Raw genomic sequence first — 26,406 nt, forward strand, 5'->3', positions numbered from 1 at the left:
CTTTAGCCTTCAGCTTTATATGATCATTTTTTCAATAGGCACTACCAGGATGCCCTGGGCGCCGGCAGCCTTGAGCTGTTCAATGATATCCCAGAAAGTATCTTCACTCAGCACGCTGTGTACACTGCTCCAGCCAGCTTCGGCCAGCGGCAGCACGGTGGGGCTTTTCATGCCAGGCAACAGGGCAATGATCTCCTTTACCTTATCGTTGGGCGCGTTCAATAGAACATACTTGTTGTTATCGGCTTTCTTTACTGCGCGGATGCGGAAGATCAGTTTATCGAGCAGTTTTTGCTGGTCGGCATCCAGGTTGTTATTACGGATGAGCACTGCCTGAGATTGTAATAGAACTTCGACTTCTTTAAGGCCATTCATCAGTAAAGTAGAACCGCTGCTTACAAGGTCGGCCACTACATCGGCCAGGCCAATGCCGGGAGCTATTTCAACCGAGCCGCTGATCTCATGGATCTCGGCCTGCACACTATTTTTAGCGAGGAATTCATTAACGAGGAGGGGATAGCTGGTGGCGATGCGTTTGCCCTGTAAACTTTGCACGCCTTCGTATTGCTGGTTGCGGGGGATCGCTACGGAAAGGCGGCATTTGCCAAAGCCGAGTTTTTCAACGATAGCTGCTTTTTTGTTCTTTTCGTACAGGACGTTCTCGCCTACGATACCAATATCAGCTACGCCATCTTCAACGTATTGCGGAATATCGTCATCGCGCAAAAAGAACACTTCGAGGGGAAAGTTGTCTGATTCTGTTTTCAGGCGGTCTTTTACATTGCGCAGGGCAATACCACATTCTTTCAGCAGTTGTACGGAATCTTCATACAGGCGTCCCGATTTCTGAATAGCGATCCGAAGTTTCATCAGCATGTCATGTTTTAAGGTCTTGCAGACCATGTTTAAAATGATAAGGGCTTACCATGCGGTAAGCCCTTAAAAATATCTGGCACTACACAAAGCACCATCGGCCTACCTGCTGAGGTAAGTATGATGATGGTGGTGGATGTGTATGAAAATTATCATAATGAGCCGCAAAAATACTACCTATTAGCTGCCAGCAAAATTTTTTTTGGGTGACCGGTGATCAACCATAAGCTGAAAAATAATTTTGGGCGCATCCGTTTAATAATGTGTAACTTACAGAATAGATAACCCCGCCGTGCACCAGCCCGGGATGGCTTGTTACGGTAACCCAGGGAATAATACATTACATAAATGATAGGCTTGCAGACTGGTATTCCCTGTTCATTGTTGGATAATTAAACATTGCACTATGCCAAACCGATCTCGCATCCAACGATTTGTTATTCTGCTATTGCTGCTCTTTATGGCCTGGTTTACGAGGTGTAAACCTTCCGTTGCACCGGCAGGCACCCCGGAGCAACCCGCAGCAATTGGGCAATAACCTTAACTTGATTCTATGAAAGCGCATCACTACAAAGTAAATATTACCTGGACGGGCAACCGGGGAAAGGGCACCGCCTCCTATACTTCGTATGAACGAGAGCATATCATTGCCGCCGGTAACAAGCCGGTGATCCCCGGCTCATCAGACCCTGCCTTCCGGGGCGATATCACGAGGTACAATCCTGAAGAATTGCTGGTGGCTTCGCTGTCATCCTGCCACATGTTATGGTTCTTGCATTTATGCACCACGGCTGGTGTGCGTGTGATGGAGTATGTTGATGATGCTACCGGCATTATGGAAGAAACAGCTGACGGCGGCGGCCGCTTTATCGAAGTGACCTTGTTCCCGGTGATCACGGTGGCCAATGAAGAAATGGTAGACAAGGCCGATGCATTACATGAAAAGGCCAATGCCCTGTGTTTTATTGCCAACTCCTGCAATTTCCCCGTTCATCATAAGCCTATTTATAAGATTGCGGAAACGCAAAACGCTTAACGCCGAACACTTAGCGGGCCGGGGGGTAAGAAATGGAGCGCAGGATCGTTTTCTTCAGGATGAATTTGAAGAAGAGGTACAATACGTGTAAGATAAATATGGTCCACACCAGGAAATCGAATATACGTCCCATCATTTTTTCTGCTCCCGTAAACATTACAATATCCCGGTCCAGACTCTTGGTTACAAACAATTCATCGAGGTACACATACGTGCAACCCAGCAGCAACAACAGGAACAGTTCCTGCAGGATGAAGGTGAAGAACGCGAACGGCTTTTTGAGCTGGTTCCTGACCCGGTAATAAAAATAAACAGTCACAATATTATAAGGGATCAGGGAGAGGTACGCGTTGGTATTGCTGTTGAAATAAATGAAGTTCAGCATAACACAACTTAGAAGTATACTTACCTCCATACCCGGACTGTTGGCCAGATCGGGATTAATGAAAACCAGGTACACGGCGCTGAACAATAGCATGAGAAATAAAGTTCCTATGATGGTGGATTTCGTAGTAGCAGGGCAGTCATTGGTGAAACATACTGCTTCAGCAATATTATAGTGATACAGAATGTATTGTCCCAACCAGGCCATTGTAAACGAAATACCCACGATCAGGGTAATGGATTGTATCGCATTACGGAGGGTCATAAGGATCTTATATTGCCTTTTATTACCTTATAAAAATAGCAAAATTTATCAGTGTGGCTAATAGCGTGTGACGCTCTTGTCGTTATTATACCCGTTTGACTTTATTCCGGCTGATTACCAGGTAACTTCACGAAATGATTGCTCTTAATATGTGGCTTATTTATTGCAGCCAGGAGCCATTATCCACATTACTTATTAACTTTCGGGGTATGGAACAAACCATCTCAATTACCGTAAGCGGCCTCGTACAGGGGGTATATTTCCGGCAAAGCACGAAAGAGAAGGCGCTGGAGCTGGGTGTCTCGGGTTTGGTAAAGAACCTGCCCGATGGCAACGTGCATATTATGGCCACCGGAACCGCCGACCAGCTCGATCAATTGGTGCACTGGTGCAAACAGGGACCACCTCATGCCAAAGTAAGTGGCGTTGATGTTAAACAGGTAGACAAGCAGGTATTTATGAGCTTCGTTATTCAACGATAACCCCGCCCCCCTGAAGGGGGAGAAATCAAATGTACTTATGAGGTGATTTGCTAATGTGCTAATACGACTGACCGGCTAGTGGTTCTCGTTGCCTCGTTGCCTTTTTCATTAACTTTCCAACTCAATAATAAAAACTATCAACCAATGGTTAAACGATTCGTATGTGCCTTTGCCTTCATTATCTGTGTATATGCCGTACAGGCGCAAAAACCTTTACGGCAGGGTGATCCCAAACTATCTGAAGTATGGGAACCCGAGCCTAAAGTGATCACGCCCGGCAAAACCAGTTCTGACGCACCTTCAGATGCCATCATACTGTTCGACGGACAAAACGCGAATGCCTGGGCGGGAAAAGACAACGGCCCGGTTAAATGGAAAGTAGAGAATGGCGCATTGACGGTTGCGGCCGGAACGGGTGAAATTCATACCAAACAGGGATTTGGGGATTGCCAGTTGCATGTTGAATGGCGTACCCCCGCCGAAGTAAAAGGCGATGGGCAGGGACGTGGCAACAGCGGTATTTTCTTAATGGGCCGGTATGAACTGCAGGTGCTCGATTCCTATAAGAACAGGACCTACAGCAATGGCCAGGCAGGCAGTATTTACAAACAATTGCCCCCTTTGGTAAATGCCAGCAGAGGTCCCGGGGAATGGCAAACCTATGATATCATTTTTATAGCACCGCGCTTTTATGAAGATGGTTCTGTTAAATCACGCGCACAGATAACCGTATTGCATAATGGCGTGCTGGTGCAGAATAATTCCACGCTGTGGGGCAGCACCCAGTACATTGGCATTGCCACTTATGAGAAACATGGCGATAAAGAACCGCTGGTGTTGCAGGATCATGGCAATCCAACAAGCTTTAGAAACATCTGGATACGGCCTCTCTAAGTGATATCGTAGGCAATAATGAGTGCCAGTGAGTAAACAATATGTTACAGGTTTCAGGTTACAGGTTGCAGGGAAAACCGGATAGTATTAACCTGAACCCTGAACCCTGAAACCTGGAACCTGTAACTGCCGACAAGGACCCTCTAGGTTCCTTGTTTTAATAATTCGTCTACTATAGTATTAAACTCTTTCTTGAACGTCTCGTAGTGTTCGCCAGTACCAGGTCCATAAAAACCACTATGCGTTCTTTTCAGCTTTCCATCACGGCCAATGAAGAGGGTAGTGGGAAACATTTTGATCTTCGTTATTTGCGGTAATGTCTTTTCTGTTCGCAGAGTATCTGAAACCCGTACGCCTGTTATGAGCATGGGATAGGTAATATTGAAATGCTGCTGGAATTTACGCAGGCTTTTTTGTGAACGGCGAAAGTCGGTGCTGTATTCGTAAGCCAGTGCGATCATTTCAATGCCGCGTTGTTTGTTCTTTTTATAATACTCACTTAAGAAAGCGGTCTCATCCATACAATTGGGGCACCAGGAGCCCATGATCTGAATGATCACTACTTTATTGCGGAAACGATCATCGTTAATGGATACCATATTGCTGTCCAGGTCGGGAAACCTGAAGTTCAGGCGGTCTTCACCAGGTTTCAGGTAAACATTTGCCAGCGTATCGGGAATCGTGGCCTGCTCATTTTTGCGGGCTGTCCAGTTTTCGACAAAAGTGGCGCCGGAAAAGAACAAGCCGTCTGTAATGGCAGTATCGTTGTGAACGGTGCCTCTGAAGTAATACGCGTGGCTGCCATCGAAAGTGCTCATGTGTAAAGTGTCCCCGTCTAGTGCCCCTTCGAGGTAACGGTAATCACCGGTTGGCGTTAATACGGTGCCAGCTACCTGGTTACCCGATTGTTTGAATTCAATAACGGCCGGTTTGCTTCTGTTTTTATCGAAGAAAGTAGCGCCCCACCGTCCGGCAATTTTGCGGTTGCTTTTTTTCGCCTGGGGAAACCGTTCTGCCTGGTCATAGTTAAATACCACAGGCATTACCTGGGTTGCTGTTGAAGTACCTTTCACCCACACCCCCCGCAGGGTGTGGGTGCCTAGCAGTTGCAACCTGAATTCCGATTCAAACAAAGGCATTTGCACCACGATGGAATCCTGCTTTTGTTCAATAGCGGTTACCCTGATCTTTTCCTCAGCATTCCGCACAAACCACACCGGTTTACCCGATATATATTGTATAGTAACACTAAAATCAATGGTATAGCCATCAGCCCGTTGCAGGGAGGCGCGCCACATACCGCCGGCCGGCTTTTGGTTGGCTGCAGCACTGAAAACAAAAGCGGTCATTAAACCGATGATCCAGGAAATCTTTTTCATATTATTTATCTAAACAAAATTTAACCGTGCAAGTTTAGTGCATTTGCATGGTACTAAAAGTTGGGGCTGCTTCATTTTTTGAAACAGCCCCGGTGACAACACATAGCACTAAATGCTCAAAGAAAAACAGTGAATATGTTAATTTGATATGATAATGGCCTTACGGGGAGAAGCCTGCAAAAAATGGAACCTCCCGAATTAATACATTGTCAAATTATCGAAATGTCAAATTATCACATTAGAAGGTTGCTATATCAGGAACCTGACCAGAAATGCAGGAAAAACTAATATACTATTGAATACTACGCCGATTGTTCAGGAAATTTAATACACAATTCCTGGAATACAAAATAAATTCTACAACCGGTACGGTTACCCGCTTACTCCTGCAAAATCAGTTATTTGTCGCGCAGGTTCTCGAGCATGTCCTTGGTCATTTTTAACAGATCGTATTCATGTTTCCAGCCCCAGTCTTTGCGCGCAACTGAATCATCAATACTTTGCGGCCAGCTGTCGGCGATAGCTTGCCGGTAGTCGGGTTCGTAATTGATAGTGAATTCGGGAATATAGTTCTTAATGGCGCTGGCAATTTCTTTGGGCGAGAAACTCATTGCTGAGATATTATACGAAGTGCGAACCGAGATATTACTGGCCGGCGCTTCCATCAGTTCAATGGTTGCTTTAATAGCATCCGGCATATACATCATGGGCAGGTAAGTGTCTTCTTTCAAAAAGCAGGTGTATTTTTTTTCTTCCAGTGCTTCATGAAATATTTCCACTGCATAATCAGTAGTGCCGCCACCAGGTGCTGATTTGTAAGAGATCAAACCGGGATAACGAAGGCTGCGTACATCCACCTGGTAACGCTGGTGATAATAGTTACACCAGAATTCACCGGCGTATTTACTGATGCCATAGACGGTTATTGGTTCAATGATGGTTTGCTGCGGGCACTGTTGTTTGGGTGACGTAGGGCCAAATACGGCAATGCTGCTGGGCCAGTATACTTTATTGATCTTTTCTTCCCGGGCGATATCCAGCACATTCAGCAGGCCCTGCATATTGAGATGCCAGGCAAGGTTAGGATTTTTTTCACCCGTGGCCGACAGGATGGCCGCCAGCAAATAGATCTGGGTAATGTTTTGCCGGATAACCTGAACGTGCAGCATTTCCTTGTTCATAACGTCGAGGCTGACATACGGACCGGTACCTTTCAATAAATCGTTCTCTTCCCGGAGATCAGAAGCAATGACATTGGCATTACCATAGATCTTGCGCAGGGCCAGTGTAAGTTCAACACCAATTTGGCCTGAAGCGCCAATTACGAGTATTCTTTCTCTAATCATTAATAAACAACTGTTAGTTTTTGTAATAGTCGCAAAAGAAAGAAAAAATGGTCAAATACCAATGTGATAATATGATAATTGGATAATGTGATAATGCCTGTGTGGCCAGCGATGCTGAAAGCGAATCTGCGATTTAATTATTTGATATTTAAGAAATTGCATAAGTTTTGAGCTGCTAAAATTAGGTGAGCCCATTATCAAATTATCACATCATCACATTAGCACATTACTTTTATACCTTTGCTGCATGAAAAAAATGCTTACTGACCTTTTCGCCGGACAACAATACGATGAATCGAACTTCTTTTTGATTGCTGGTCCCTGTGTAGTGGAAAGTGAAGAATTGTTGATGGAAGTAGGAGATAAAGTATCCACTATCTGCCGCAACCTGGGCATTCCTTATATTTTTAAAGCCTCTTACCGGAAAGCCAATCGCACCAGCGCTTCTTCCTTTACCGGTCTGGGCGATGAAACCGGCTTGCAGCTGTTACAAAAAACAGGCGCTGCTTTTAAAGTACCGGTAACAACAGACATCCATGCACATGATGAGGCCGCCATTGCGGCGCAGTTTGCCGATGTTTTACAAATACCCGCCTTTTTATGCCGGCAAACCGACCTGCTGATCGCAGCGGCCGAAACCGGCAAAGTAGTGAATGTAAAGAAAGGGCAGTTCGTTAGCGGTCCATCCATGAAATTTGCCGTGGAAAAGATCGTAAAGGCCGGTAATGAAAATGTGATCCTTACCGAGCGGGGTAACAGTTTCGGTTACCAGGACCTGATAGTCGATTACAGGAATATTCCCTGGATGCAAGAACATGGCGCACCGGTGGTGATGGATTGCACCCACAGTCTGCAACAACCCAATCAAACAACCGGTGTTACCGGAGGTAACCCGCAATTGATCGGTACCATTGCGAGCGCTGCCATTGCATCGGGCGCTGATGGTTTGTTTATTGAAACACATCCCAATCCCGCCGTTGCCAAAAGTGATGGAGCCAATATGCTGAAACTCGACCTGCTGGAAGGTTTGTTGCAAAAGCTGGTGAAGCTGAGGAAAGCGGTGGTGTAATGGTGAGTGGTGAATGGTCAATAGTCAAAGGTCAATGGTCAATAGTCAATGGTCAATAGTCAATGGTGAATGGGTTCCTACGTTCACGCCTAATAATTAATATTAATATCGCGTTTCCCCAAAAGAAAATGCCCTTACAGCAAGTTCTGCTATAAGGGCATTTTATGTTTTAACTTAGTGAGGTTTGAATAAAGGGCATATTCACCATTCACCATTGACCATTCACTTATTTTACCAAACGCACCGTATCTACAACAGTAACATTACCGGTTGTAACAGCAATGCCGGTCTTGGCCTGTGAGTTGTAGGCAGTGTCGGTTGGCCAGTACTGCAAGTTGTAAGTAGCTGCAGGTACACCTTTGATGAGGTAGCCACCGGTTGCATCGGTAAAGGTAGTCATGGTATCGGTACCATTGATCGCATAAACGGCTGTGATCACGCTGGCAGGTGTAACGGCACCTTTGATGCTGCCACCAACGGCATTCAGTACCGTGCGGATAACAGGCTTCAAAATGTACTTGCCGCCGCCAGTAGTTACAACTGATTTTCCTGCATCAAAATCAAGCAGCATGGTATACAAAATGCCACCTTTTACATCTTGCTGAACGTTCAGCTTTAAACCGCTTTGCATGGCGCTGGGTGTTTCCAATGGAATGGTAGTTCCATCTACAACAATAGAATTGTTGTTGCCCAGTACGAGGCGGATCTGGTGCAGTTTTCCGGTAGGGATGTCGGCATTCACCAACAGGGTGTCTTTGTCATTCACCAGGTCGAGCAAATTATAAATACCTTTTTGCACACCAGGTAAAGATTGCCATCCTTTGTCGTCTTCACCGGTTACATTGATCTGTACATCCTTAAGATCGATATAAACTGCATCATAAGCTGCAGGATCATCGGTCATGCGGACCTCTAACCTGGCTCTTTCATTCGATTCTTTGTCAGAACAGGAAACCAGGCCGGTAGTAAACAGTGCACATGCGAAAAGGAACGTGCGAAAGTTGGATTTCATAGTGTGTGAAATATTTAATGTGTTCACAAAGAAGCTAAAAGTATACCATACATAAAAATGTAATATGAAAAAAGCTCCCGGCGGGAGCTGTAATACACTGTTTATCAAGACAGTTGTGATGCATAAAAATATTTATAAACATTTTTACACATGTAATATTGGATCTAAAAACGGGGGGAACCTGAATAAATTTATACTGTAGATCTACGGAAAATTATACCGGAATTTTACGATGCAGTATCCAATATAGTCATAACAATAACCGCAGGAAGTAAACGATATGTTACTGATGTTGATTTAACATTTTATAAACAGAGCCGGCGGTCGTAACTATTATAGACCAGCACATGGATTTTAATGCGACAGTTTCTTTTGGGAGAGCAGCTGGCTGGGTAAGATGCCAAATTCTTTTTTGAATGCAATGGTGAAATTGCTCAGGTTCGAATAGCCCAGTTCCATGGCCACTTCTTTTACCGAGAATTTTCCGGTGAGTAATTTGTCCTGGGCGGCATGCATGCGTGCTTTCTGAAAATACTCATATATGGGAAAATTGTACATGGTCTTGAAATCCTTTTTCAGCTTCGATTCACTGATGGCGGCTATTCTGGCCAGTTGCTGGATCGATGGAGGCGTTTGCAACAAATTCCTTGTCAACAATCGTTCAATATGCATTACCCGGGCAATATCTTCATGAGACAGGGGCAGCCGGTAAGCAGGATTGCTCATCTTTTCGAAGAGGCCTGTAAAGAACCGTTCGATCAGCAGCATCATGCGGTTTTGCAGGATCGTTGTACGTAACGGATTGTCATCTTCTACATGACTGACGGTTTTCATCCACCGGCGGTACCGTGCATCGAGTGGCACAATATTTATGCTTTCCGCTTTTAATGAAATGTAGGACGAAAGCACATCTTCCACCCGTTCTATCTCAAAATACCTGGCCAGCCACTGTTTGCTGAATGCAATGAGTACACCTCTATATGTACTACCCGCTGTTCCTTCATACGACCAGTTATAGAGGGAACTTGTGAGATAAGCCAAAGCGCGGTTGGTATTTTTTTCCCTGATCTTTTCATCAGCTACGGTAATGGTCAATGACTGTGGAACGGCCAGTTCATCAAACCGAAGCATGTAGTATTCTTCACTGGATTGATTGATGTGTATATGCCAGTCCTTATGAAACGTACATTCAATGAGGTAGGCATGTAGTCCATTAGGCGCATGTATATGACGAAAACTACCGTTGCCGACAGCTTCGGGAAATAACAATTGTTCATTGTGCACGGGAACCTGTAATAAGGAGGCCATCGCATGCACCAATTGCTCATAATTGGTATTAGTGTAGTCAAATTCGAACACCGAGCCTTATTTACGTCTGTACATAGGACAGATAATAAAAAAATCCGTACCAGCCCAGGTAAGGCTACTATTCAGAGGAGTAAAAGGTTCTATTGATATTTCAGGGGGTTACGGCGGAGAGACCAGATGTATCGCTTAATGTTCATCCAGAACGCCAGGATGAAGTAAATGATCAATGGAGAACCCATTGTAAGAAAAGAAACATAAATAAACCAGGTACGAATGCGCGAGGTGGCAATGCCCAGCCTTTCTCCAATAGCTGTGCATACGCCAAATGCCTGCCATTCTATAAATTGCCTGAACCGGTTCATGGCTCTAAATTAAAACATTCATCAAAAATCTGCAAGCAATGAATCCCACCCTACCCATTTTTTAGGTAACTTTGCCAAACTTTTTTATACGTTTGATCACTTCTTAAACGAAAAATCATGGTTTTTGATCTGGACTTAATTAAAAAGGTTTACGCCGCAATGCCTGAGAAGGTGGCTGAAGCGCGTAAACTGGTAGGCCGTCCCCTCACATTAGCAGAAAAAATATTATATGCCCACCTGTTCGTTCCGGCAGAAAAAGCCTACGATCGTGGCGTTGACTACGTAGATTTCACACCCGACCGCGTAGCCATGCAGGACGCAACCGCGCAGATGGCATTGTTGCAGTTTATGACCTGCGGACGTGCAAAAGTAGCCGTTCCTTCAACCGTGCATTGTGATCACCTGATTCAAGCCAAGACCGGTGCCCAGGAAGACCTGAAAACCGCGAATGAGATCAATAAAGAAGTATACGAATTCCTTTCTTCTATTTCTGATAAATATGGTATCGGTTTCTGGAAACCCGGCGCTGGTATCATTCACCAGGTAGTGCTGGAAAATTACGCCTTCCCCGGTGGTATGATGATCGGTACCGACTCCCATACACCTAATGCCGGTGGTTTAGGTATGATCGCCATCGGTGTAGGAGGTGCTGACGCGGTTGACGTAATGGCAGGTTTGCCCTGGGAGCTTAAAATGCCCAAACTCATCGGTGTTAAATTAACCGGCAAAATGAGTGGTTGGACTGCCGCCAAGGACGTGATCCTGAAAGTGGCTGGTATCTTAACCGTAAAAGGTGGTACCGGAGCTATTGTTGAGTATTTCGGCGAAGGCGCCGACAGCCTGAGCGCTACCGGTAAAGCTACTATCTGTAACATGGGTGCTGAAATTGGTGCTACCTGCTCACTGTTCGCATACGACGAGAAAATGGCCAGCTACCTGACCGCTACCGGCCGTGAGGATGTAGCTTACCTGGCTACTCAGATCAAGGAACACCTGCGTCCTGATGAAGAAGTATACGCTGATCCTGCCAAATACTACGATCAGTTGATCGAGATCAACCTCGATGAGCTGGAACCATATGTAAACGGTCCGTTCACACCAGACCTCGCATGGCCTATTTCCAAGTTTGCAGAAGCTGTAAAAGCGAACGATTGGCCGCAACGCCTGGAAGTAGCCCTGATCGGTTCCTGCACCAACTCTTCTTATGAAGATATCAGCCGTTCTGCCTCACTGGCAAAACAGGCGATCGATAAAAATCTGAAAGCTAAAGCTGAATTCACCATCACCCCCGGTTCTGAGGTGGTTCGCTATACTATTGAAAAAGACGGCTTCCTCGATACTTTCGACAAGATCGGTGGTATTGTACTGGCCAATGCCTGCGGTCCCTGTATCGGTCAATGGGCCCGTCACATCGACGATCCCAAACGTAAGAACTCGATCATCACTTCGTTTAACCGCAACTTCGCAAAACGTAATGACGGTCTGGCTTCTACCCACGCGTTTGTGGCCTCTCCGGAGATCGTAACCGCATTCGCTATTGCCGGTGATCTTACCTTCAACCCATTAAAAGATAAGTTGAAGAATGAAGATGGTAAAGAAGTGATGCTGGATGAACCAACCGGTATGGAATTACCGCCCAGAGGTTTTTCTGTAGAAGATCCCGGTTACCAGGCGCCTGCAGCTGATGGCAGCGGCGTTCAGGTAAAAGTGGCTCCTGATTCACAACGTTTGCAGTTACTGGAACCATTTGCTGCCTGGGAAGGCACCGACCTGAAAGGGTTGAAACTGCTGATCAAAGCAAAAGGTAAATGTACTACTGACCATATCTCTATGGCTGGTCCATGGTTGAAATTCCGCGGCCACCTCGATAATATCAGTAACAACATGCTGATCGGCGCCGTGAACTTCTTTAACGAAGAAACCGATAAAGTCAAGAACCAGCTGACCGGCGAATACGGTCCGGTTCCTGCAACACAACGCGCTTACAAAGCAGCAGGCATTGGTTCTGTTGTAGTAGGTGATGAGAACTACGGTGAAGGCTCCAGCCGCGAGCACGCTGCTATGGAACCCCGTCACCTGGGCGTTCGCGCTATCGTGGTAAGAAGTTTCGCCCGTATTCACGAGACCAACCTGAAAAAACAGGGTATGCTGGCATTGACCTTCGCAAATAAAGAAGACTACGATAAAGTACAGGAAGATGATAGCATCGATATCGTTGGACTGGCATCTTTTGCGCCTGGTAAACCATTGACCATGGTATTGAACCATAAAAATGGCAGCAAAGACGAAATAACGTTGAACCACACTTACAATAAACAACAGATCGAGTGGTTTAAAGCAGGTGGTGCATTGAACGTTATCCGTTCACAGTTTGCGAAGAAGTAGGCAATCGCTTAACTTAATAAAATAAAGAGAGCAAAGTGAGTTCCGTACTCCTTTGCTCTCTTTTATTTTTGATGATAGGTAAATGTGCCGCAGCAATAAACGATACCTGTGCCCGTGAGCGCTTTTATACGAGTGGTTACCATTCAATGGACGTTCGGCTGTACATTACATTTTTCGCTTTAACAGCACTAATATTTAAAAACATATTTCATGACCCGCATTGCATTAAAAATCCTGTTGCTACTTGTCATATACACCAGCGGTTTTTCACAGGCTGCCTCCAAAAAGAGCGGCAAAGCGCAGCCGCTGAACGTTATTGCCTACTATGCCGGCCAGGCTGCCCAGGTTGACAGTTTTGCGGCCGAAAAGCTCACCCACATCATTTTTAGTTTTTGTCATTTAAAAGGCAATCAACTGGTAGTTGATAATGCCGGTGACAGCGCCACCATTCAACGGCTGGTAGGGCTGAAGAAAAGAAATCCGCAATTAAAGGTGCTGCTATCTCTCGGTGGATGGGGCGGCTGTGAAACCTGTTCCGATGTGTTTTCCACAGATAAAGGCAGGGCTGAATTTTCGCGCTCGGTGAAAGGACTGCTCGATCATTTCAAGGCCGATGGAATCGACCTCGACTGGGAATATCCTGCCATTTCGGGGTATCCCGGTCACCGGTTTGTGCCCGAGGATAAACCCAATTTCACCAAACTGGTCATCGAATTGCGCAAGGCCATTGGCCCCAAAAATATTATCAGTTTCGCTGCCGGCGGATTTACCCAGTTCCTGCAGGAAAGTATTGAATGGAAAAAAGTAATGCCGGTCATTGACATGGTTAATTTAATGACCTATGATCTGGTAAATGGGTTCAGCACCGTTACAGGTCATCATACGCCCATTTATTCAACACCTCAGCAAAAAGAATCGGCCGACAATGCCATCCGTTTCCTCGATTCTATAGGCGTTCCCCGAAACAAAATGGTGATCGGTGCAGCCTTCTACGCACGCATATTTGAAAACGCAGAAAACGTAAATAACGGCCTGTACCAGGCGGCTACATTCAAACGGGGCGTGCCGTTCAGGAATTATCCCAAAGTATTTGCCCCCGACAGTGGTTATGTTTATCACTGGGATCCGGTTGCAAAAGCCCCCTGGTTGTATAATGCGGAAAAGAAACTGTTCGTAACGTACGATGATACCACCTCCATGCGGCTTAAAACGGAGTATGCGGTCAATCAAAAGCTCAATGGTATAATGTTCTGGCAGTTGGGCGAGGATACTTTCTCTAATGGGTTGTTAGATGTTATTTATAATGAAAAGGTTAAGAATGGAAAGTAAGTGGTAGTCAGGGACAAATGTGATAAATAGCTAATGTGATAATGTGATAATGAAATACAGGTTGACAATTTAAAAAGTTGGATAAAGGATTTGAATCCGGTAACCGGTAACTGGTAACCGGTACCCCAGTAACCGGTATTTCATTACTATAAATAAGATTATAAAGTTTGTGTTCTTGCTCCTAATTCGATCACCTCACAATCTTTCATATTACTTCCATCAATAACAAAGCGGATCAGGGTGCGCACTTTGTGCCAGCCCTGCATTCCTGCTGCCCCGGGATTTATATGCAGGCATTGCAATTTGTCGTCGAACATCACTTTCAGAATATGTGAGTGCCCGCAAATGAACAGTTGGGCCGGATCGGTTGTCAATTCTTTTTTTACCGCAGGATTGTATTTGGGGGGATAGCCGCCAATGTGGATCATGAATACGTTCACGCCTTCGCAGGTAAAGCGCAATTTCTCGGGATAAACCGTGCGGATGTCCTGTCCGTCAATATTACCATAAACGCCTTTCAATGGCCTGAAAGCAGCCAGTTTATTAGCCAGGGCTAAATTGCCGAAATCACCGGCATGCCAGATCTCATCGCAGTTCTCGAAGTGTTTGAAAACTGCGTCATCCAGATAACCATGTGTGTCTGAGATCAAGCCGATTCGTTTCATAAATAATTTTGTGTGCCGCGGCCATTCACCCCGCCTTCGCTTTGCTAAGGACGGGCAAGCATTCACCATTGCGCTTCCTCTTCTGCCAGCTTTTTTATAGTGTCCATGGTTTCTGCCCAGTTCTTATCGGCATGGGCAAACATTACCTGGGAAGGTATATTACTTTGTGTCATTTGTAACAAAACACCATTTCCTTCCGCTGTAATGGTGAAGGTGATCTCTGAGTAATTTTCCGGACTATCTTCCGTAGCTGAGAACACACTCCAGTAATTATAGGTCAATTTTTTTTCCTTTTCAAAGTGCAACAGCGTGCCCTTGTCTTTCACTTCTTTATCCTTGTAATTGAAGGTAAAGGCGATTGGACTTCCAATTTGCCAGTCGGTGATCATTTGAACGCCCAGCCATTGTTCAACACTTTGGTTATCGGTCAAAACATTCCATACTTTCAGCGCGCTGGCATCGATGTGTCTTTCTTTGGTAAGGATTAAATTCTTTTTCATCTGAATTTATTTAGTGTTTCGCCTGGTTTCTCCTGAATTGGGCCGCAAATTACCGGATTTTCCTTTTTACGGACCAAATTTCGAAATTGCCTGTTTTGTCCGGTATTTATTAACTTTATATCAACGATCATTGCCATGCCATTCTTTCGCAACTTTACATATTGGATCGATAAGCGGAGCTGGAAATACGTCTTCCTGCTAAAAACCCTCGAACTTTCCCTGGTAAGGCCAGAAGCATCTACACTATAATTACTCGTTCCTTAAATAATGCTACTGGTAGCGTGGCTGCCGGCAGGCGGTTAATTAGCACATTAGCCTATTATCTCATTAGCAAATTGTTATTATCATGCCATACTATTATAAATTAGGGAATATCCCGCATAAGCGTCATACCCAGTTCCGTAAACCTGACGGATCATTGTATGCCGAACAATTGTTTTCCACCGAAGGGTTCTCAAATGATTATTCCTTGTTATACCATTGCCATCCACCTACCGATATCATTAAAACAGAACCATCATACGACGTGTCGCCCAAAATAGCCGAAGAAAAAATGTTAAAGCACCGGAGTTTTGAGGGCTTTCATATAAAACCAGCTATCGATTATTTACAGAGCCGCACGCCGGTACTGGTGAATAATGATTGTCATATTGTACTGGCCGCGCCACAGGAAGGCATGCACGATTATTTTTTTAAAAATGCCGATGCTGATGAAATGATCTTTGTGCATGAGGGTACGGGTGTATTGCGTACCATGTATGGCGAGTTGCCATTTGGGTATGGAGATTACCTGATAGTGCCCAGGGGCACCATTTATCAGATACAATTCAAAGATGATAATAACCGCCTGTTCATTGTGGAATCATTCAGTCCTATCAGGTTTCCCAAAAGATACCAGAGTAAATACGGACAGCTACTGGAACATGCTCCGTTTTGCGAGCGGGATATCCGGCCACCGCAGAATTTACCCACTTTTGATCAAAAAGGCGACTATCTCATTCGCACCAAAAAGCGGGGAATGATGTACAACCTGCATTATGGGCATCATCCGTTCGATATAGTGGGGTGGGATGGCTGCTGTTATCCATTTGCCTTCAGCATCCATGATTTTGAGCCTATCACCGGCCGTGTGCACCAGCCACCACCTGTGCACCAGACATTTGAGGGCAATAATTTCGTAGTGTGCTCATTCTGCCCGCGCCTGTTCGATTATCATCCGCAGTCGGTGCCCGCGCCGTATAACCACAGCAATATCGATAGCGATGAAGTGTTGTATTATGTAGATGGTGATTTTATGAGCCGCAAAAATGTAACCCGCGGTATGATCACCCTGCATCCCGGCGGTATTCCACACGGGCCGCATCCTGGCGCCGTGGAGAAAAGCCTGGGCGCCAAAGAAACCAAAGAGCTGGCGGTGATGGTTGACACTTTTCATCCCTTACAGTTGACCAAGGAAGCATTGCAAATTGAAAATCCGAATTATACAATGAGTTGGGCGGAGTAAATCATTATTAGCTAATTAGCTAATGTGCTAATTAGCTAATTAAAAACGCCCTAATTAAACGTTCCTAATGTAAGTTGGCGCCAATAGTGCTTTTTGTTGTAAATGCATGCCCGCTGCGGGATGACAGTCAATGGGCAAGGGTATAGAAGGCGAAGGGAGCAGTAAGTAATGATCCATATCGGACATTTCATTAGCTAATTATCAAATAAGCACATTAGCACATTATTCTGATCGTCTGCCATTAAACAAGGCAGGCGATTTTTTTTTTACTGAAATGCTTGGCAGTATCAACATTTTCGTTATACCTTTGTGTTTAACCAAATGGTTAAACTTCGTGGCTAAAGTAACCAAGAACGATACAAGTACCGAAGAGAAGATCCTGGCAGCTGCCAAACAGGTATTTATGGAAAACGGGCTCGATGGCGCCCGTATGCAGGATATTGCTGACAGAGCAGGTATTAACAAGGCTTTATTGCATTATTATTTCCGCAGTAAGGAGAAGCTGTTCGAGCGGATCTTTATGGAAGAGGCCCAGAAGTTCATGCCGAAGGTTACAACGATCATGTTGTCGGAAATGCCGCTGTTTGAAAAGATTGAAAAGTTTATGGGTGAGTATATTGATACGCTGTCGCAGAATCCGCTGCTGGCGAATTTTATCCTGAATGAAGTAAGCCGGAATCCTAAAGAAATGATGAAAAAGATCTGGGGTAACAGCCGGCCGCCGATTGATAAAGTAGAAGAGCACCTGGCCAAACTGATAAAGAAAGGCGAGATAAAGCCGATCAGGGCGTATGATCTGATGATCAACATGGTTTCGCTTTGCATCTTTCCTTTTATCGCGAGGCCCATGGTACAATGGGTAACCAAAACGAATGATGAGGAGTTTATAAAAATGATGGAGCAACGTAAAAAGTCAGTGGTCAGGTTTGTTATTGATTCAATTAAGAAATAAATTTTTTTACCATGCAATTAACTAAATGGTTAAACCTTATGATTAAATTTTGGTTTAATGTAGGGGTGTTGCTGCTGGCCATCTGCGTGCAGGCGCAGGATAGCAGCCGGCTCACGCTGGAACAGGCATACGACCTGGCCCGGCAACATTATCCGGTGATCAAACAAAAAGACCTCGTTCGCCAGACCGCCACCCTCACCATTGAAAACCTGAGCAAAGGTTTCCTGCCGCAACTCACCATTTCAGGGCAGGCCACTTACCAATCAGATGTAACCAGCGTTCCGGTTAGTATTCCCGGCATCAAGATCGATGCGCCGGAGAAAGATCAGTACAAGATCCAGGCAGAAATAAGTCAGCTGTTATATGATGGCGGAAATACCGCCGCACAAAAGAATGTGCAGCATGCCAACGCTTTGGTGGAAGACCAGAAAGCGGAAGTAGAGTTGTATAAAGTGAAAGACCGCATCAACCAACTGTACCTGGGTGTTTTGCTGGTTGACGAACAACTGAAGCAGGTGGAGCTGGTAAAAAAGGACATACAGTTAGGTATTAAACGAATGGAAGCGCAGGTAAAGAATGGAACAGCATTCCGTTCGAGCCAGTTAACCCTGGAAGCGGAGCTGATGAAGAATGATCAGCGCATCATTGAACTGAACGCCAACCGTAAAGGATTGGTGGATGTATTATCCCTGTTCCTCAACCGCTCACTGCCTGCGAATATACAACTGGAACAACCGGTAATGCCTGCGCCGCTGGTGAAGGAAACAGTGGTTCGTCCGGAGTTGAAATTATATAATTATCAAAACGAATTGTATAAAGTGCAAAACCATTTGATCAGTGCCAGGAACCGGCCACGCACCAGTTTATTTGTGCAGGGTGGTTATGGCCGTCCGGGATTGAACATGTTGAAGAATGAGTTTGATTTCTTTTATATAGGAGGTGTTCGGTTGAACTGGAACCTGGGCAGTTTGTATACCACCAGGCGCGAGCGCGAATTATTACAGGTGAACCAGCGGGTAGTGGATGTACAAAAAGAAATGTTCCTGCTAACTACCAATACGCAGCTTAAACAACAGGAAGCCGAATTGGAGAAACTATCCCGGTTGATAGAAAGTGACCAGCAGATCATCGCCATCCGGGCGCAGGTAAAAGATGCAGCCAATGCACAGCTGTCGAACGGGGTGATCACTGCCAATGATTTTCTAAAAGAGGTGAATGCCGAAGACCAGGCACGCCAGTCGCTTATTGCGCACCAGTTGCAGCTTATTCAGGCCCGCATCAATTACCGCACCCTGTCAGGCAACCAATAATTATTTAGAAAATCTGATAATGAGATAATATGATGCTTTAAAAGCAGCAGTTCCTATAAAGCGGAGCTCCCACGTAAGCATTCATTAAATTCTGTATTCCATTATCACATTATCGGATTATCACATTATTACATTAAATAAAAGCTCATGAACAAACTTATTGTAACCCTTACTGCTACAGCGATGCTTTTTGCAGCCTGTAACCGTAATGCGCAGAAATTCGATGCTTCCGGTACATTCGAAGTAGATGAAGTGATCGTTTCTGCCGAGCAAACCGGAAGAATATTATCGTTCAACGTATTTGAAGGGCAGGCCATTCCTCGCGAACAGGTCGTGGGCATTATCGATGCTGAAAATCTGTCTTTGCAAAAGGAACAGATGCAGGCCACTATTGAAGCCCTGCAGGAAAGAACATATAATGTAATGCCGCAGATAAAACTACTGGAAGAACAGCTGGCTGTTCAGCAATCGCAATTGAAGAACCTGCTGCATGAACGTACGCGTATTGAGAACCTGTTGAAACAGGATGCGGCTACCGGCAAACAACTGGATGATATTACTTCGCAGATAGAAGTATTGCAAAAGCAAATGGATGTTACGCGCCAACAGATCAATGTGCAGCGAACCAACACCTATACGCAGAACCGGACGGTGCTCAGCGAAAAAAAGCCATTGGAGAAGAGAGTGGCGCAATTAAACGAGCAGATCGGCAAAGCGCAGATCATTAATCCGGTGGACGGAACTGTTATTACGAAGTATGCCGAAGCGGGCGAGGTAACGTCGGCCGGCAAGGCCCTGTACAAGATCGCCAATCTCGATACCCTTACCCTGCGCGCTTATATCACCGGTACGCAATTGCCACAGATAAAGCTGAACCAGGCTGTAAAGGTGATGATCGACAGCGGCGCAAAAGCTTACAGGGAATACCCCGGAACCATTACCTGGGTGAGTGATAAAGCGGAGTTCACCCCAAAGACCATACAAACAAAGGACGAGCGGGCGAACCTGGTATATGCTATCAAAGTACGTGTAAAGAATGACGGTTATTTAAAGATCGGTATGTATGGAGAGGTGATGTTTGCGAAGTAGTTGATAAGTTAATAAAGTTGATAGCGTTGATAAAGGAGACTCTATCAACTCTATCAACCCTTTCAACTTTTAATCTTTTAACATGGTTTCAGTAAAAGTAAATAACCTTACAAAGCATTACGGCAAAAAGAAAGAACTGACCCAGGCGCTCAGTGGCGTATCTTTTAACGTAGCGCCGGGCGAATTATTCGGCATCATTGGACCCGATGGCGCTGGTAAAACTTCTTTATTCCGGATACTCACGACCTTATTATTGCCGGATGGCGGGTCTGCTTCGGTAGATGGGTTAGACGTGGTAAAGGATTTCAAAGCGATCCGTCATCGGGTAGGGTATATGCCTGGCCGGTTCTCCCTGTACCAGGACCTGACCATTGAAGAGAACCTGGAGTTCTTTGCCACCATCTTTAACACAAGCATCGAGGAGAATTACGATCTCATTAAAGACATTTATTCGCAGATAGAACCATTCAGGACCCGGAAAGCCGGTAAACTATCGGGAGGTATGAAACAAAAGCTGGCCCTGAGTTGTGCGCTGATCCATAAGCCTTCGGTTTTATTTCTCGATGAACCAACCACGGGCGTGGATGCCGTATCACGAAAAGAATTCTGGGAAATGCTGCGGAACCTTAAAAAGCAGGGTATTACCATCCTGGTTTCGACACCATATATGGATGAAGCCAGTATGTGCGACCGTGTGGCTTTGATTCAAAACGGAGCCATATTATCAGTAGATAGTCCCGAAGGGGTGATCGCTGCTTTTAAACAACCCCTTGTGGCCGTTAAAGACGCGAACATGCTGCCCTTGCTGAATCACCTGCACCATTTTGAAGGTACACAGGATGCCTATCCCTTCGGAGAATACCACCATGTTGTGCTGAAAGACGGCTATGCTGCTGCCGACGTTTCGAATTATTTACAGCATCAGCATGCGCAGGCGGAAGTGCAGTCCATTAAAGCGGATATCGAGGATTGCTTTATAGCACTCATGAAGCAAAGCGGCTAGGAGGACGCGTGAGTTGACCATTAAATTGTAAACAATGACAACAAACAATATCGCTATACAGGCAGTTGAATTAACGAAACGTTTCGGCGAATTCACAGCCGTTGACGGCATTTCTTTCGAGGTAAAAAAAGGGGAGATCTTCGGTTTCCTGGGGGCGAACGGAGCCGGCAAAACAACGGCCATGCGGATGTTGTGCGGATTGTCGATGCCCACTTCCGGCAAAGCGGCTGTGGCGGGCTTCGATGTCTTTAAACAAACGGAACAGATCAAACGAAGCATCGGCTATATGAGCCAGAAGTTCTCGCTGTATGAAGATCTGACGGTAAAGGAGAATATCCGGTTCTATGCCGGCATCTATGGAAAAAGCGATGCCTTTATCAAAGAGAAAACAGCCTTCCTGTTAAAAGAGCTGCACCTGGAAGGCGAGACCAACAAGCTGGTAAGATCATTACCGCTGGGCTGGAAGCAAAAGCTGGCCTTTTCGGTCGCCATCTTTCATGAGCCGGAGATCGTTTTCCTCGATGAACCAACCGGAGGTGTAGATCCCGTTACCCGCCGCGAGTTCTGGAACATGATCTACCAGGCAGCGGAATCGGGGATCACCATTTTTGTGACCACACACTATATGGATGAAGCCGAGTATTGTAACCGTGTATCTATTATGGTGGATGGCAGAATAGATGCGCTGGATACGCCGGCACAATTGAAGAAGACGTTTGAAGTGAACTCGATGGACGAAGTGTTTTTGAAATTAGCCCGCAAGGCGAAGCGAAGCACCGACTAAAAGATGGTTCGCAGTAAGCACAAAGACTTACAGGTTTCAGGTTGCAGGTAGAAAAAGTTACAGGTTGCAGCCTTTAAATATTTGAAGGGAGCAAAGGATAGGGCCCTGAACCTGTACCCTGTACCCTGTAACAGATACTTAATATGGAATTAGTTCCACTTATCGACAATCATTTATATGAAACAATTTGTTTCTTTCGTAAAAAAAGAGTTCTATCATATAGCAAGGGACAAAAGAACCGTGTTTATTTTATTGGGTATGCCCATTATGCAGATCCTCATCTTTGGATTTGCACTTACCAATGAAGTAAAGAATTCGCAGATCGCCATCTTCGATCAGTCGAACGACCTGGCTACACACGCTTTGCGCAGCGAGCTAAATGCCAGCCGGTATTTCGATGTAGTGCAGGATGTACATGCCTATCCCGAGATCGAGGCGGCCTTTAAAAAGGGTAAGATCAAGCTGGCGGTCATTTTCCCGGAAAATTTTGCGAATGACCTCGACCATTTCAATGCTGCACAGGTACAGTTGATCGCCGATGCTTCTGACCCGAACGTGGCCAATACGCTCACCAATTATGCCACGGCTATCATTCTCGATTACCAGGACCGCATCACCAACAACAGGCGTTTACCCTATACGATCAAAACGGAGATGCGCATGTTGTATAATCCACAATTAAAAGGCGCTTACAGTTTTGTGCCGGGTGTTATGGCCATGGTGCTCATGCTGGTGTGTACACTAATGACAGCCATTACCATTGTGCGGGAAAAAGAACTGGGCACGATGGAGATCATGCTGGTATCGCCCATGCAGCCTTTCAAGATCGTAGTGGCCAAAGCGGTTCCCTATCTCTTGTTATCTATCGTGAATGTTACAAGCATCCTGTTGCTGAGTGTGTTTGTACTGGATGTGCCTATCAATGGCAGTCTGTTGTTACTGATCTTTGAAAGCATCCTGTTCACTCTCACCTGCCTGGCCTTTGGCTTGTTGATCTCTACGGGAACCGATTCCCAGCAAACCGCTATGTTCATTGCATTGACCGGCATGTTCCTGCCAACCGTCATGCTCAGCGGTTTTATGTTCCCCATTGAAAATATGCCTTTGCCGCTGCGGATCATCTCCAATATCGTTCCGGCCAAATGGTTCTATTATATCGTAAAAGAAGTGATGATTAAGGGGCTGGGTATTGCAGCCGTTTGGAAAGAGACCCTCATCCTTACTGGTATGCTGTTGTTCCTGCTCGCACTGAGCATCAGGAAATTCAAAATAAGACTGGCTTAAAATAATTATATGAGAACATTGCGTTTTCTGTTACAGAAAGAGTTCCGGCAAATATTCCGGGATCCGTCTATCCTCCGCATCATCTTTATGATGCCTGCCATACAATTGTTGATCTTGCCATGGGCGGCAGATTATGAAGTGAAGAACATCCAGCTCAGCGTGGTAGATCATGACCATTCGCAATACTCCCGCCAGCTGTTAAATAAAGTAACTTCCTCGGGATATTTCCAGCTGCAGGATTATTCCGGCTCATATTCCAATGCATTGCAACAGGTAGAACACGATAAAGCTGATCTCGTACTGGAAATACCGGCCGATTTTGAAAAGAAACTGATCAGAGAAAATGAATCTACCTTGTTCATGGCCATCAATGCCATCAACGGGGTAAAAGCCAATCTGGGCGGCGCCTACCTGCGCAGTATCATCCAGGATTATAACCGGGAAGTACGCCTGAAGTGGGTGCAGTTGCCGCGGTTCAGTCCCGAAGTGCAGATTGAAGTAACTTCTTCGAACTGGTTCAATGCTGCCATGAATTACAAGTTATTTATGGTGCCCGGCATCCTGGTGGTGCTGGTAACAATGGTTGGTTCTTTCCTGGCATCATTGAACATTGTACGGGAAAAAGAGATAGGCACCATTGAACAGATCAATGTAACGCCGATCAAAAAATACCATTTCATCCTGGGTAAACTGATCCCTTTCTGGGTACTTGGACTGCTTATTCTCACTATTGGACTAATCATTGCACGCCTGGCTTATGGTATTATTCCTGCAGGCAGTTTACTTGTAATATATACGTTTGCAGCGGTGTACCTGCTGGCTGTGCTGGGATTGGGATTGCTGTTATCAACCTACACCAGTAATCAGCAACAGGCCATGCTGTTATCGTTCTTCATGATGATGGTGTTCATTTTATTGAGTGGTTTGTATACGTCTATCGACAGTATGCCTGCCTGGGCCAGGGCCATCACCAAAGTGAACCCGGTCACTTATTTTATCGATGTAATGCGGATGGTGGTGCTGAAGGGGAGTGGTTTAAAAGATATCAGTCCGCATTTGTTTACGGTGCTGGGCTTTGCCGTGGTACTGAATAGCTGGGCAGTTCTGCACTATAAAAAGCGGTCATAAAAAAAGGTGTGGCCTATTTTCAAAAGATGCCACACCTGATTGTATTCAGGATTTTAATGCAGTTTTAATAGTACAAGAACTGGTGCTCGGAATAATTGCAGGAAACAGTAGCAGTTGTTTTGTTGTAACTAATGCCGATGTACAGATCGCCGGGCTGGGCGAATTTCTCCGTTTTTTCAATATTGCCGTTTACAATGACCCTGATAGTGTGAAGGCCCTCTGTATTGGCTGTTGAAATGCTGGTGGCCAGTCCCAACAAAGGAGATGTAGTTACCTCAGTATTTAATAACGGTTGGTTATCAATATACACCTGTACATGATCTTTTTCGAAGCCACCCTGCACATCTACCCCCAGATCAAACACCGTCGGGTTGTTTGCCTTGCGGCAGGCCGCAAAAAGCAGCAATGCCAGCGGGATAGATAAAAGAATTTTTTTCATAATATTTTTGAGTTCATGGCTGCCTGCTGCGCCTTCGCAAAGCTTCGGCGAAGCAAGGCCGGCAGACTGACTGCAATACGACAACCGCTGTAAGGTTTTCGTTGCATGTTAATAAGAACGTGACGTTTATTAGACGTGCAAAGTTACATTAACTTGCATCATTACAAAAACGATAAGCTCAATAAATAGTCACAACCAACAAATTAAGTTATGGAATACAGACAATTGGGTACTTCTTCTGTAAAAGCTTCGGTAATTACGTTTGGTGCATGGGCCATTGGCGGCTGGATGTGGGGTGGGAGTGACCGCCGCGAGGCCGTTGATGCCATCAAAGCATCGTATGACAATGGCGTTACTTCTATTGATACGGCGCCGGCGTACGGACAGGGATTGAGCGAAGAAATTGTAGCGGAAGCGATCAGCAGCATTCCCCGCGACCGTGTGCAGCTGCTTACGAAATTCGGCTTACGCTGGGATACACAAGGCGGTGAATTCTTTTTCAAAAGCAGGGATAATCATGGCCGTGACATTGACATGCATAAGTATGCATCCAAAGAAAGTGTGATACAGGAATGCGAGGATTGTTTGCGCCGCCTGAAAACCGATTATATTGATCTGTTCCAGATACACTGGCCCGATAACACTACACCGGTAGCAGAAACCATGGAGGCTTTGGTGCGGTTACAGGAGCAGGGCAAGATACTGGCAGCCGGGGTTAGTAATTATTCACCCGCATTGATGCAGGAAGCCGAAAAGACCATCAGCCTCGCTTCTAACCAGGTGCCTTATAGCATGGTGCTGCGGGATATTGAAAAAGACCTGGTTCCTTACGCCATTGAAAATAAAAAAGCGATCATTGTGTACAGTCCGCTGCAGCGCGGTTTGCTCACGGGTAAAATAAAACCCGGTCATAGTTTCAGTGAAGGCGATACCCGTGATGGCAATCGTTTTTACACAACCGAGAACATAACACGGGTGAACGATATGCTCGACAGTTTAAGGCCGCTGGCTGCGGAAAAAAATGCTACCCTGGCGCAGCTGGTGCTCCGCTGGACCATCGATCAGCCGGGTATTACGATTGCCCTGGCCGGCGCCCGCAATGCCGAACAGGCTGTTCAGAATGCAAAAGCGGCGGATGTGAAGCTGAGTAAGGAAGAGATTGCATTCATCAATGACAAACTGGATAGGTTGGAGTTGGTGATTCCGGTATAGTTTCCAGTTCGAAATCGGTTGATAATAGTTATTGGCGTCTACATTATAGTTTGACATGGGCTGATAAAAGTTTTTGGCGTAACGTTTATAGCTGGAAATGGTGCTCCAAAAGTTTTTGGAGTATGGTTTATTGCTGGAAATGGTGCTCCAAAAGTTCTTGGAGTATCGTTTATAGCTGGAAAAGGTGCTCCAAAGGTTTTTAGCGTATGGTTTATAGCTGGAAATGGTGCTTCAAAAGTTTTTGGCGTAACGTTTATAGCTGGAAATGGTGCTTCAAAAGTTTTTGGAGTATGGTTTATAGCTGGAAATGGGGTGAAAATAATTTTTAGCGTACCATTTAAAAGTATAAATGGCATGCTATAAACTTTTATTTTAACCCGGGTAAGGTCATAAAAGATTGTTAATCAATACC

At 45.4% G+C, this 26,406-nt stretch carries 26 protein-coding genes; 15 read left to right on the forward strand and 11 right to left on the reverse strand.

Features of this window, described 5'->3' with window-relative positions:
• Nucleotides 1-15 precede the first annotated feature (15 nt).
• Nucleotides 16-870: an ATP phosphoribosyltransferase gene (gene hisG / locus JUB15_RS15165; protein ID WP_207513337.1), complete on the reverse strand. Its 855-nt coding sequence runs from the start codon at nt 868-870 to the stop codon at nt 16-18.
• A 556-nt stretch (nt 871-1,426) separates the two neighbouring features.
• Here hisG and JUB15_RS15170 point away from each other — a divergent pair.
• Complete coding sequence (locus tag JUB15_RS15170; RefSeq protein ID WP_207513338.1) at nt 1,427-1,909, forward strand: OsmC family protein; 483 nt, start codon at nt 1,427-1,429, stop codon at nt 1,907-1,909.
• Between the two features lie 10 nt (nt 1,910-1,919).
• Here the strand turns inward: JUB15_RS15170 and JUB15_RS15175 are convergent, their stop codons facing one another.
• Nucleotides 1,920-2,558 (reverse strand): hypothetical protein, encoded by a 639-nt coding sequence (locus JUB15_RS15175; protein WP_207513339.1) that lies wholly within the window; start codon nt 2,556-2,558, stop codon nt 1,920-1,922.
• A 209-nt stretch (nt 2,559-2,767) separates the two neighbouring features.
• Here JUB15_RS15175 and JUB15_RS15180 point away from each other — a divergent pair, with 209 nt between their 5' ends.
• A complete protein-coding gene (locus JUB15_RS15180; protein WP_207513340.1) occupies nt 2,768-3,040 on the forward strand; it encodes an acylphosphatase in 273 nt (90 codons plus the stop codon).
• Between the two features lie 144 nt (nt 3,041-3,184).
• Nucleotides 3,185-3,934, forward strand: a complete 750-nt coding sequence (locus JUB15_RS15185; protein WP_207513341.1) for a 3-keto-disaccharide hydrolase — start codon at nt 3,185-3,187, stop codon at nt 3,932-3,934.
• 143 nt (nt 3,935-4,077) lie between these two features.
• On the opposite strand, the gene JUB15_RS15190 is transcribed toward JUB15_RS15185, so the two are convergent.
• Together JUB15_RS15190 and JUB15_RS15195 are read right to left on the reverse strand one after the other, a co-directional pair.
• Nucleotides 4,078-5,313: a peroxiredoxin family protein gene (locus tag JUB15_RS15190; RefSeq protein WP_207513342.1), complete on the reverse strand. Its 1,236-nt coding sequence runs from the start codon at nt 5,311-5,313 to the stop codon at nt 4,078-4,080.
• 398 nt (nt 5,314-5,711) lie between these two features.
• Nucleotides 5,712-6,659, reverse strand: a complete 948-nt coding sequence (locus tag JUB15_RS15195; RefSeq protein ID WP_207513343.1) for an NAD-dependent epimerase/dehydratase family protein — start codon at nt 6,657-6,659, stop codon at nt 5,712-5,714.
• Between the two features lie 247 nt (nt 6,660-6,906).
• On the opposite strand from JUB15_RS15195, the gene kdsA reads away from it, so the two are divergent.
• Nucleotides 6,907-7,728, forward strand: a complete 822-nt coding sequence (gene kdsA, locus JUB15_RS15200; protein WP_207513344.1) for a 3-deoxy-8-phosphooctulonate synthase — start codon at nt 6,907-6,909, stop codon at nt 7,726-7,728.
• 226 nt (nt 7,729-7,954) lie between these two features.
• On the opposite strand, the gene JUB15_RS15205 is transcribed toward kdsA, so the two are convergent.
• The 3 genes from JUB15_RS15205 to JUB15_RS15215 all read right to left on the reverse strand — a co-directional run bounded on the left by JUB15_RS15205 (nt 7,955) and on the right by JUB15_RS15215 (nt 10,410).
• Nucleotides 7,955-8,740, reverse strand: coding sequence for a DUF4382 domain-containing protein (locus JUB15_RS15205; RefSeq protein WP_207513345.1), 786 nt, complete (start codon nt 8,738-8,740; stop codon nt 7,955-7,957).
• 354 nt (nt 8,741-9,094) lie between these two features.
• Nucleotides 9,095-10,099, reverse strand: a complete 1,005-nt coding sequence (locus tag JUB15_RS28785) for a helix-turn-helix transcriptional regulator (protein ID WP_207513346.1) — start codon at nt 10,097-10,099, stop codon at nt 9,095-9,097.
• Between the two features lie 89 nt (nt 10,100-10,188).
• Nucleotides 10,189-10,410 carry a PspC domain-containing protein gene (locus JUB15_RS15215; RefSeq protein ID WP_014220653.1) on the reverse strand — a complete coding sequence of 74 codons (222 nt, stop codon included), beginning with the start codon at nt 10,408-10,410 and terminating at the stop codon, nt 10,189-10,191.
• A 159-nt stretch (nt 10,411-10,569) separates the two neighbouring features.
• On the opposite strand from JUB15_RS15215, the gene JUB15_RS15220 reads away from it, so the two are divergent.
• Both JUB15_RS15220 and JUB15_RS15225 read left to right on the forward strand, forming a co-directional pair.
• Nucleotides 10,570-12,795 carry an aconitate hydratase gene (locus tag JUB15_RS15220; RefSeq protein WP_255539636.1) on the forward strand — a complete coding sequence of 742 codons (2,226 nt, stop codon included), beginning with the start codon at nt 10,570-10,572 and terminating at the stop codon, nt 12,793-12,795.
• Nucleotides 12,796-13,005: 210 nt separating this feature from the next.
• Nucleotides 13,006-14,124: a glycoside hydrolase family 18 protein gene (locus JUB15_RS15225; RefSeq protein ID WP_207513348.1), complete on the forward strand. Its 1,119-nt coding sequence runs from the start codon at nt 13,006-13,008 to the stop codon at nt 14,122-14,124.
• Between the two features lie 158 nt (nt 14,125-14,282).
• Here JUB15_RS15225 and JUB15_RS15230 read toward each other — a convergent pair whose 3' ends face one another.
• Together JUB15_RS15230 and JUB15_RS15235 are read right to left on the reverse strand one after the other, a co-directional pair.
• A complete protein-coding gene (locus JUB15_RS15230; protein ID WP_207513349.1) occupies nt 14,283-14,789 on the reverse strand; it encodes a metallophosphoesterase family protein in 507 nt (168 codons plus the stop codon).
• A 62-nt stretch (nt 14,790-14,851) separates the two neighbouring features.
• Entirely contained in the window at nt 14,852-15,289 is a 438-nt protein-coding gene (locus JUB15_RS15235) for an SRPBCC family protein (RefSeq protein ID WP_207513350.1), read from the reverse strand.
• 346 nt (nt 15,290-15,635) lie between these two features.
• Between JUB15_RS15235 and JUB15_RS15240 the strand changes: the two genes are divergently transcribed.
• The 8 genes from JUB15_RS15240 (at nt 15,636) to JUB15_RS15275 (ending at nt 24,343) form a co-directional block, all read left to right on the forward strand.
• Nucleotides 15,636-16,793 carry a homogentisate 1,2-dioxygenase gene (locus JUB15_RS15240; RefSeq protein ID WP_207513351.1) on the forward strand — a complete coding sequence of 386 codons (1,158 nt, stop codon included), beginning with the start codon at nt 15,636-15,638 and terminating at the stop codon, nt 16,791-16,793.
• A gap of 334 nt (nt 16,794-17,127) precedes the next feature.
• Nucleotides 17,128-17,745: a TetR/AcrR family transcriptional regulator gene (locus JUB15_RS15245; RefSeq protein ID WP_207513352.1), complete on the forward strand. Its 618-nt coding sequence runs from the start codon at nt 17,128-17,130 to the stop codon at nt 17,743-17,745.
• Nucleotides 17,746-17,783: 38 nt separating this feature from the next.
• Entirely contained in the window at nt 17,784-19,055 is a 1,272-nt protein-coding gene (locus JUB15_RS15250; protein WP_207513353.1) for a TolC family protein, read from the forward strand.
• A gap of 147 nt (nt 19,056-19,202) precedes the next feature.
• A complete protein-coding gene (locus JUB15_RS15255; protein WP_207513354.1) occupies nt 19,203-20,144 on the forward strand; it encodes an HlyD family secretion protein in 942 nt (313 codons plus the stop codon).
• 82 nt (nt 20,145-20,226) lie between these two features.
• Nucleotides 20,227-21,147 carry an ABC transporter ATP-binding protein gene (locus tag JUB15_RS15260; RefSeq protein ID WP_207513355.1) on the forward strand — a complete coding sequence of 307 codons (921 nt, stop codon included), beginning with the start codon at nt 20,227-20,229 and terminating at the stop codon, nt 21,145-21,147.
• A gap of 34 nt (nt 21,148-21,181) precedes the next feature.
• Entirely contained in the window at nt 21,182-21,931 is a 750-nt protein-coding gene (locus JUB15_RS15265; protein ID WP_207513356.1) for an ABC transporter ATP-binding protein, read from the forward strand.
• 177 nt (nt 21,932-22,108) lie between these two features.
• Nucleotides 22,109-23,215 (forward strand): ABC transporter permease, encoded by a 1,107-nt coding sequence (locus JUB15_RS15270; RefSeq protein WP_207513357.1) that lies wholly within the window; start codon nt 22,109-22,111, stop codon nt 23,213-23,215.
• 9 nt (nt 23,216-23,224) lie between these two features.
• Nucleotides 23,225-24,343, forward strand: coding sequence for an ABC transporter permease (locus JUB15_RS15275; protein WP_207513358.1), 1,119 nt, complete (start codon nt 23,225-23,227; stop codon nt 24,341-24,343).
• A gap of 64 nt (nt 24,344-24,407) precedes the next feature.
• Here the strand turns inward: JUB15_RS15275 and JUB15_RS15280 are convergent, their stop codons facing one another.
• Nucleotides 24,408-24,782, reverse strand: coding sequence for a hypothetical protein (locus JUB15_RS15280; RefSeq protein WP_207513359.1), 375 nt, complete (start codon nt 24,780-24,782; stop codon nt 24,408-24,410).
• 210 nt (nt 24,783-24,992) lie between these two features.
• On the opposite strand from JUB15_RS15280, the gene JUB15_RS15285 reads away from it, so the two are divergent.
• Complete coding sequence (locus JUB15_RS15285; RefSeq protein ID WP_207513360.1) at nt 24,993-25,994, forward strand: aldo/keto reductase; 1,002 nt, start codon at nt 24,993-24,995, stop codon at nt 25,992-25,994.
• Between the two features lie 38 nt (nt 25,995-26,032).
• On the opposite strand, the gene JUB15_RS15290 is transcribed toward JUB15_RS15285, so the two are convergent.
• Nucleotides 26,033-26,350, reverse strand: coding sequence for a hypothetical protein (locus JUB15_RS15290; protein ID WP_207513361.1), 318 nt, complete (start codon nt 26,348-26,350; stop codon nt 26,033-26,035).
• Nucleotides 26,351-26,406 lie beyond the last annotated feature (56 nt).

Origin of the sequence: Longitalea luteola, assembly GCF_017356035.1 — a bacterium.
Lineage (GTDB): Bacteria > Bacteroidota > Bacteroidia > Chitinophagales > Chitinophagaceae > Niastella > Niastella luteola.

Excerpts from the sequence above, each read along its gene's own strand:
- hisG (WP_207513337.1), bottom strand. The coding sequence starts at position 870 with ATGAAACTTCGGATCGCTATTCAGAAATCGGGACGCCTGTATGAAGAT.
- JUB15_RS15170 (WP_207513338.1), top strand. The coding sequence starts at position 1,427 with ATGAAAGCGCATCACTACAAAGTAAATATTACCTGGACGGGCAACCGG.
- JUB15_RS15175 (WP_207513339.1), bottom strand. The coding sequence starts at position 2,558 with ATGACCCTCCGTAATGCGATACAATCCATTACCCTGATCGTGGGTATT.
- JUB15_RS15180 (WP_207513340.1), top strand. The coding sequence starts at position 2,768 with ATGGAACAAACCATCTCAATTACCGTAAGCGGCCTCGTACAGGGGGTA.
- JUB15_RS15185 (WP_207513341.1), top strand. The coding sequence starts at position 3,185 with ATGGTTAAACGATTCGTATGTGCCTTTGCCTTCATTATCTGTGTATAT.
- JUB15_RS15190 (WP_207513342.1), bottom strand. The coding sequence starts at position 5,313 with ATGAAAAAGATTTCCTGGATCATCGGTTTAATGACCGCTTTTGTTTTC.
- JUB15_RS15195 (WP_207513343.1), bottom strand. The coding sequence starts at position 6,659 with ATGATTAGAGAAAGAATACTCGTAATTGGCGCTTCAGGCCAAATTGGT.
- kdsA (WP_207513344.1), top strand. The coding sequence starts at position 6,907 with ATGAAAAAAATGCTTACTGACCTTTTCGCCGGACAACAATACGATGAA.
- JUB15_RS15205 (WP_207513345.1), bottom strand. The coding sequence starts at position 8,740 with ATGAAATCCAACTTTCGCACGTTCCTTTTCGCATGTGCACTGTTTACT.
- JUB15_RS15215 (WP_014220653.1), bottom strand. The coding sequence starts at position 10,410 with ATGAACCGGTTCAGGCAATTTATAGAATGGCAGGCATTTGGCGTATGC.
- JUB15_RS15220 (WP_255539636.1), top strand. The coding sequence starts at position 10,570 with ATGCCTGAGAAGGTGGCTGAAGCGCGTAAACTGGTAGGCCGTCCCCTC.
- JUB15_RS15225 (WP_207513348.1), top strand. The coding sequence starts at position 13,006 with ATGACCCGCATTGCATTAAAAATCCTGTTGCTACTTGTCATATACACC.
- JUB15_RS15230 (WP_207513349.1), bottom strand. The coding sequence starts at position 14,789 with ATGAAACGAATCGGCTTGATCTCAGACACACATGGTTATCTGGATGAC.
- JUB15_RS15235 (WP_207513350.1), bottom strand. The coding sequence starts at position 15,289 with ATGAAAAAGAATTTAATCCTTACCAAAGAAAGACACATCGATGCCAGC.
- JUB15_RS15240 (WP_207513351.1), top strand. The coding sequence starts at position 15,636 with ATGCCATACTATTATAAATTAGGGAATATCCCGCATAAGCGTCATACC.
- JUB15_RS15250 (WP_207513353.1), top strand. The coding sequence starts at position 17,784 with ATGATTAAATTTTGGTTTAATGTAGGGGTGTTGCTGCTGGCCATCTGC.
- JUB15_RS15255 (WP_207513354.1), top strand. The coding sequence starts at position 19,203 with ATGAACAAACTTATTGTAACCCTTACTGCTACAGCGATGCTTTTTGCA.
- JUB15_RS15260 (WP_207513355.1), top strand. The coding sequence starts at position 20,227 with ATGGTTTCAGTAAAAGTAAATAACCTTACAAAGCATTACGGCAAAAAG.
- JUB15_RS15265 (WP_207513356.1), top strand. The coding sequence starts at position 21,182 with ATGACAACAAACAATATCGCTATACAGGCAGTTGAATTAACGAAACGT.
- JUB15_RS15270 (WP_207513357.1), top strand. The coding sequence starts at position 22,109 with ATGAAACAATTTGTTTCTTTCGTAAAAAAAGAGTTCTATCATATAGCA.
- JUB15_RS15275 (WP_207513358.1), top strand. The coding sequence starts at position 23,225 with ATGAGAACATTGCGTTTTCTGTTACAGAAAGAGTTCCGGCAAATATTC.
- JUB15_RS15280 (WP_207513359.1), bottom strand. The coding sequence starts at position 24,782 with ATGAAAAAAATTCTTTTATCTATCCCGCTGGCATTGCTGCTTTTTGCG.
- JUB15_RS15285 (WP_207513360.1), top strand. The coding sequence starts at position 24,993 with ATGGAATACAGACAATTGGGTACTTCTTCTGTAAAAGCTTCGGTAATT.
- JUB15_RS15290 (WP_207513361.1), bottom strand. The coding sequence starts at position 26,350 with ATGCCATTTATACTTTTAAATGGTACGCTAAAAATTATTTTCACCCCA.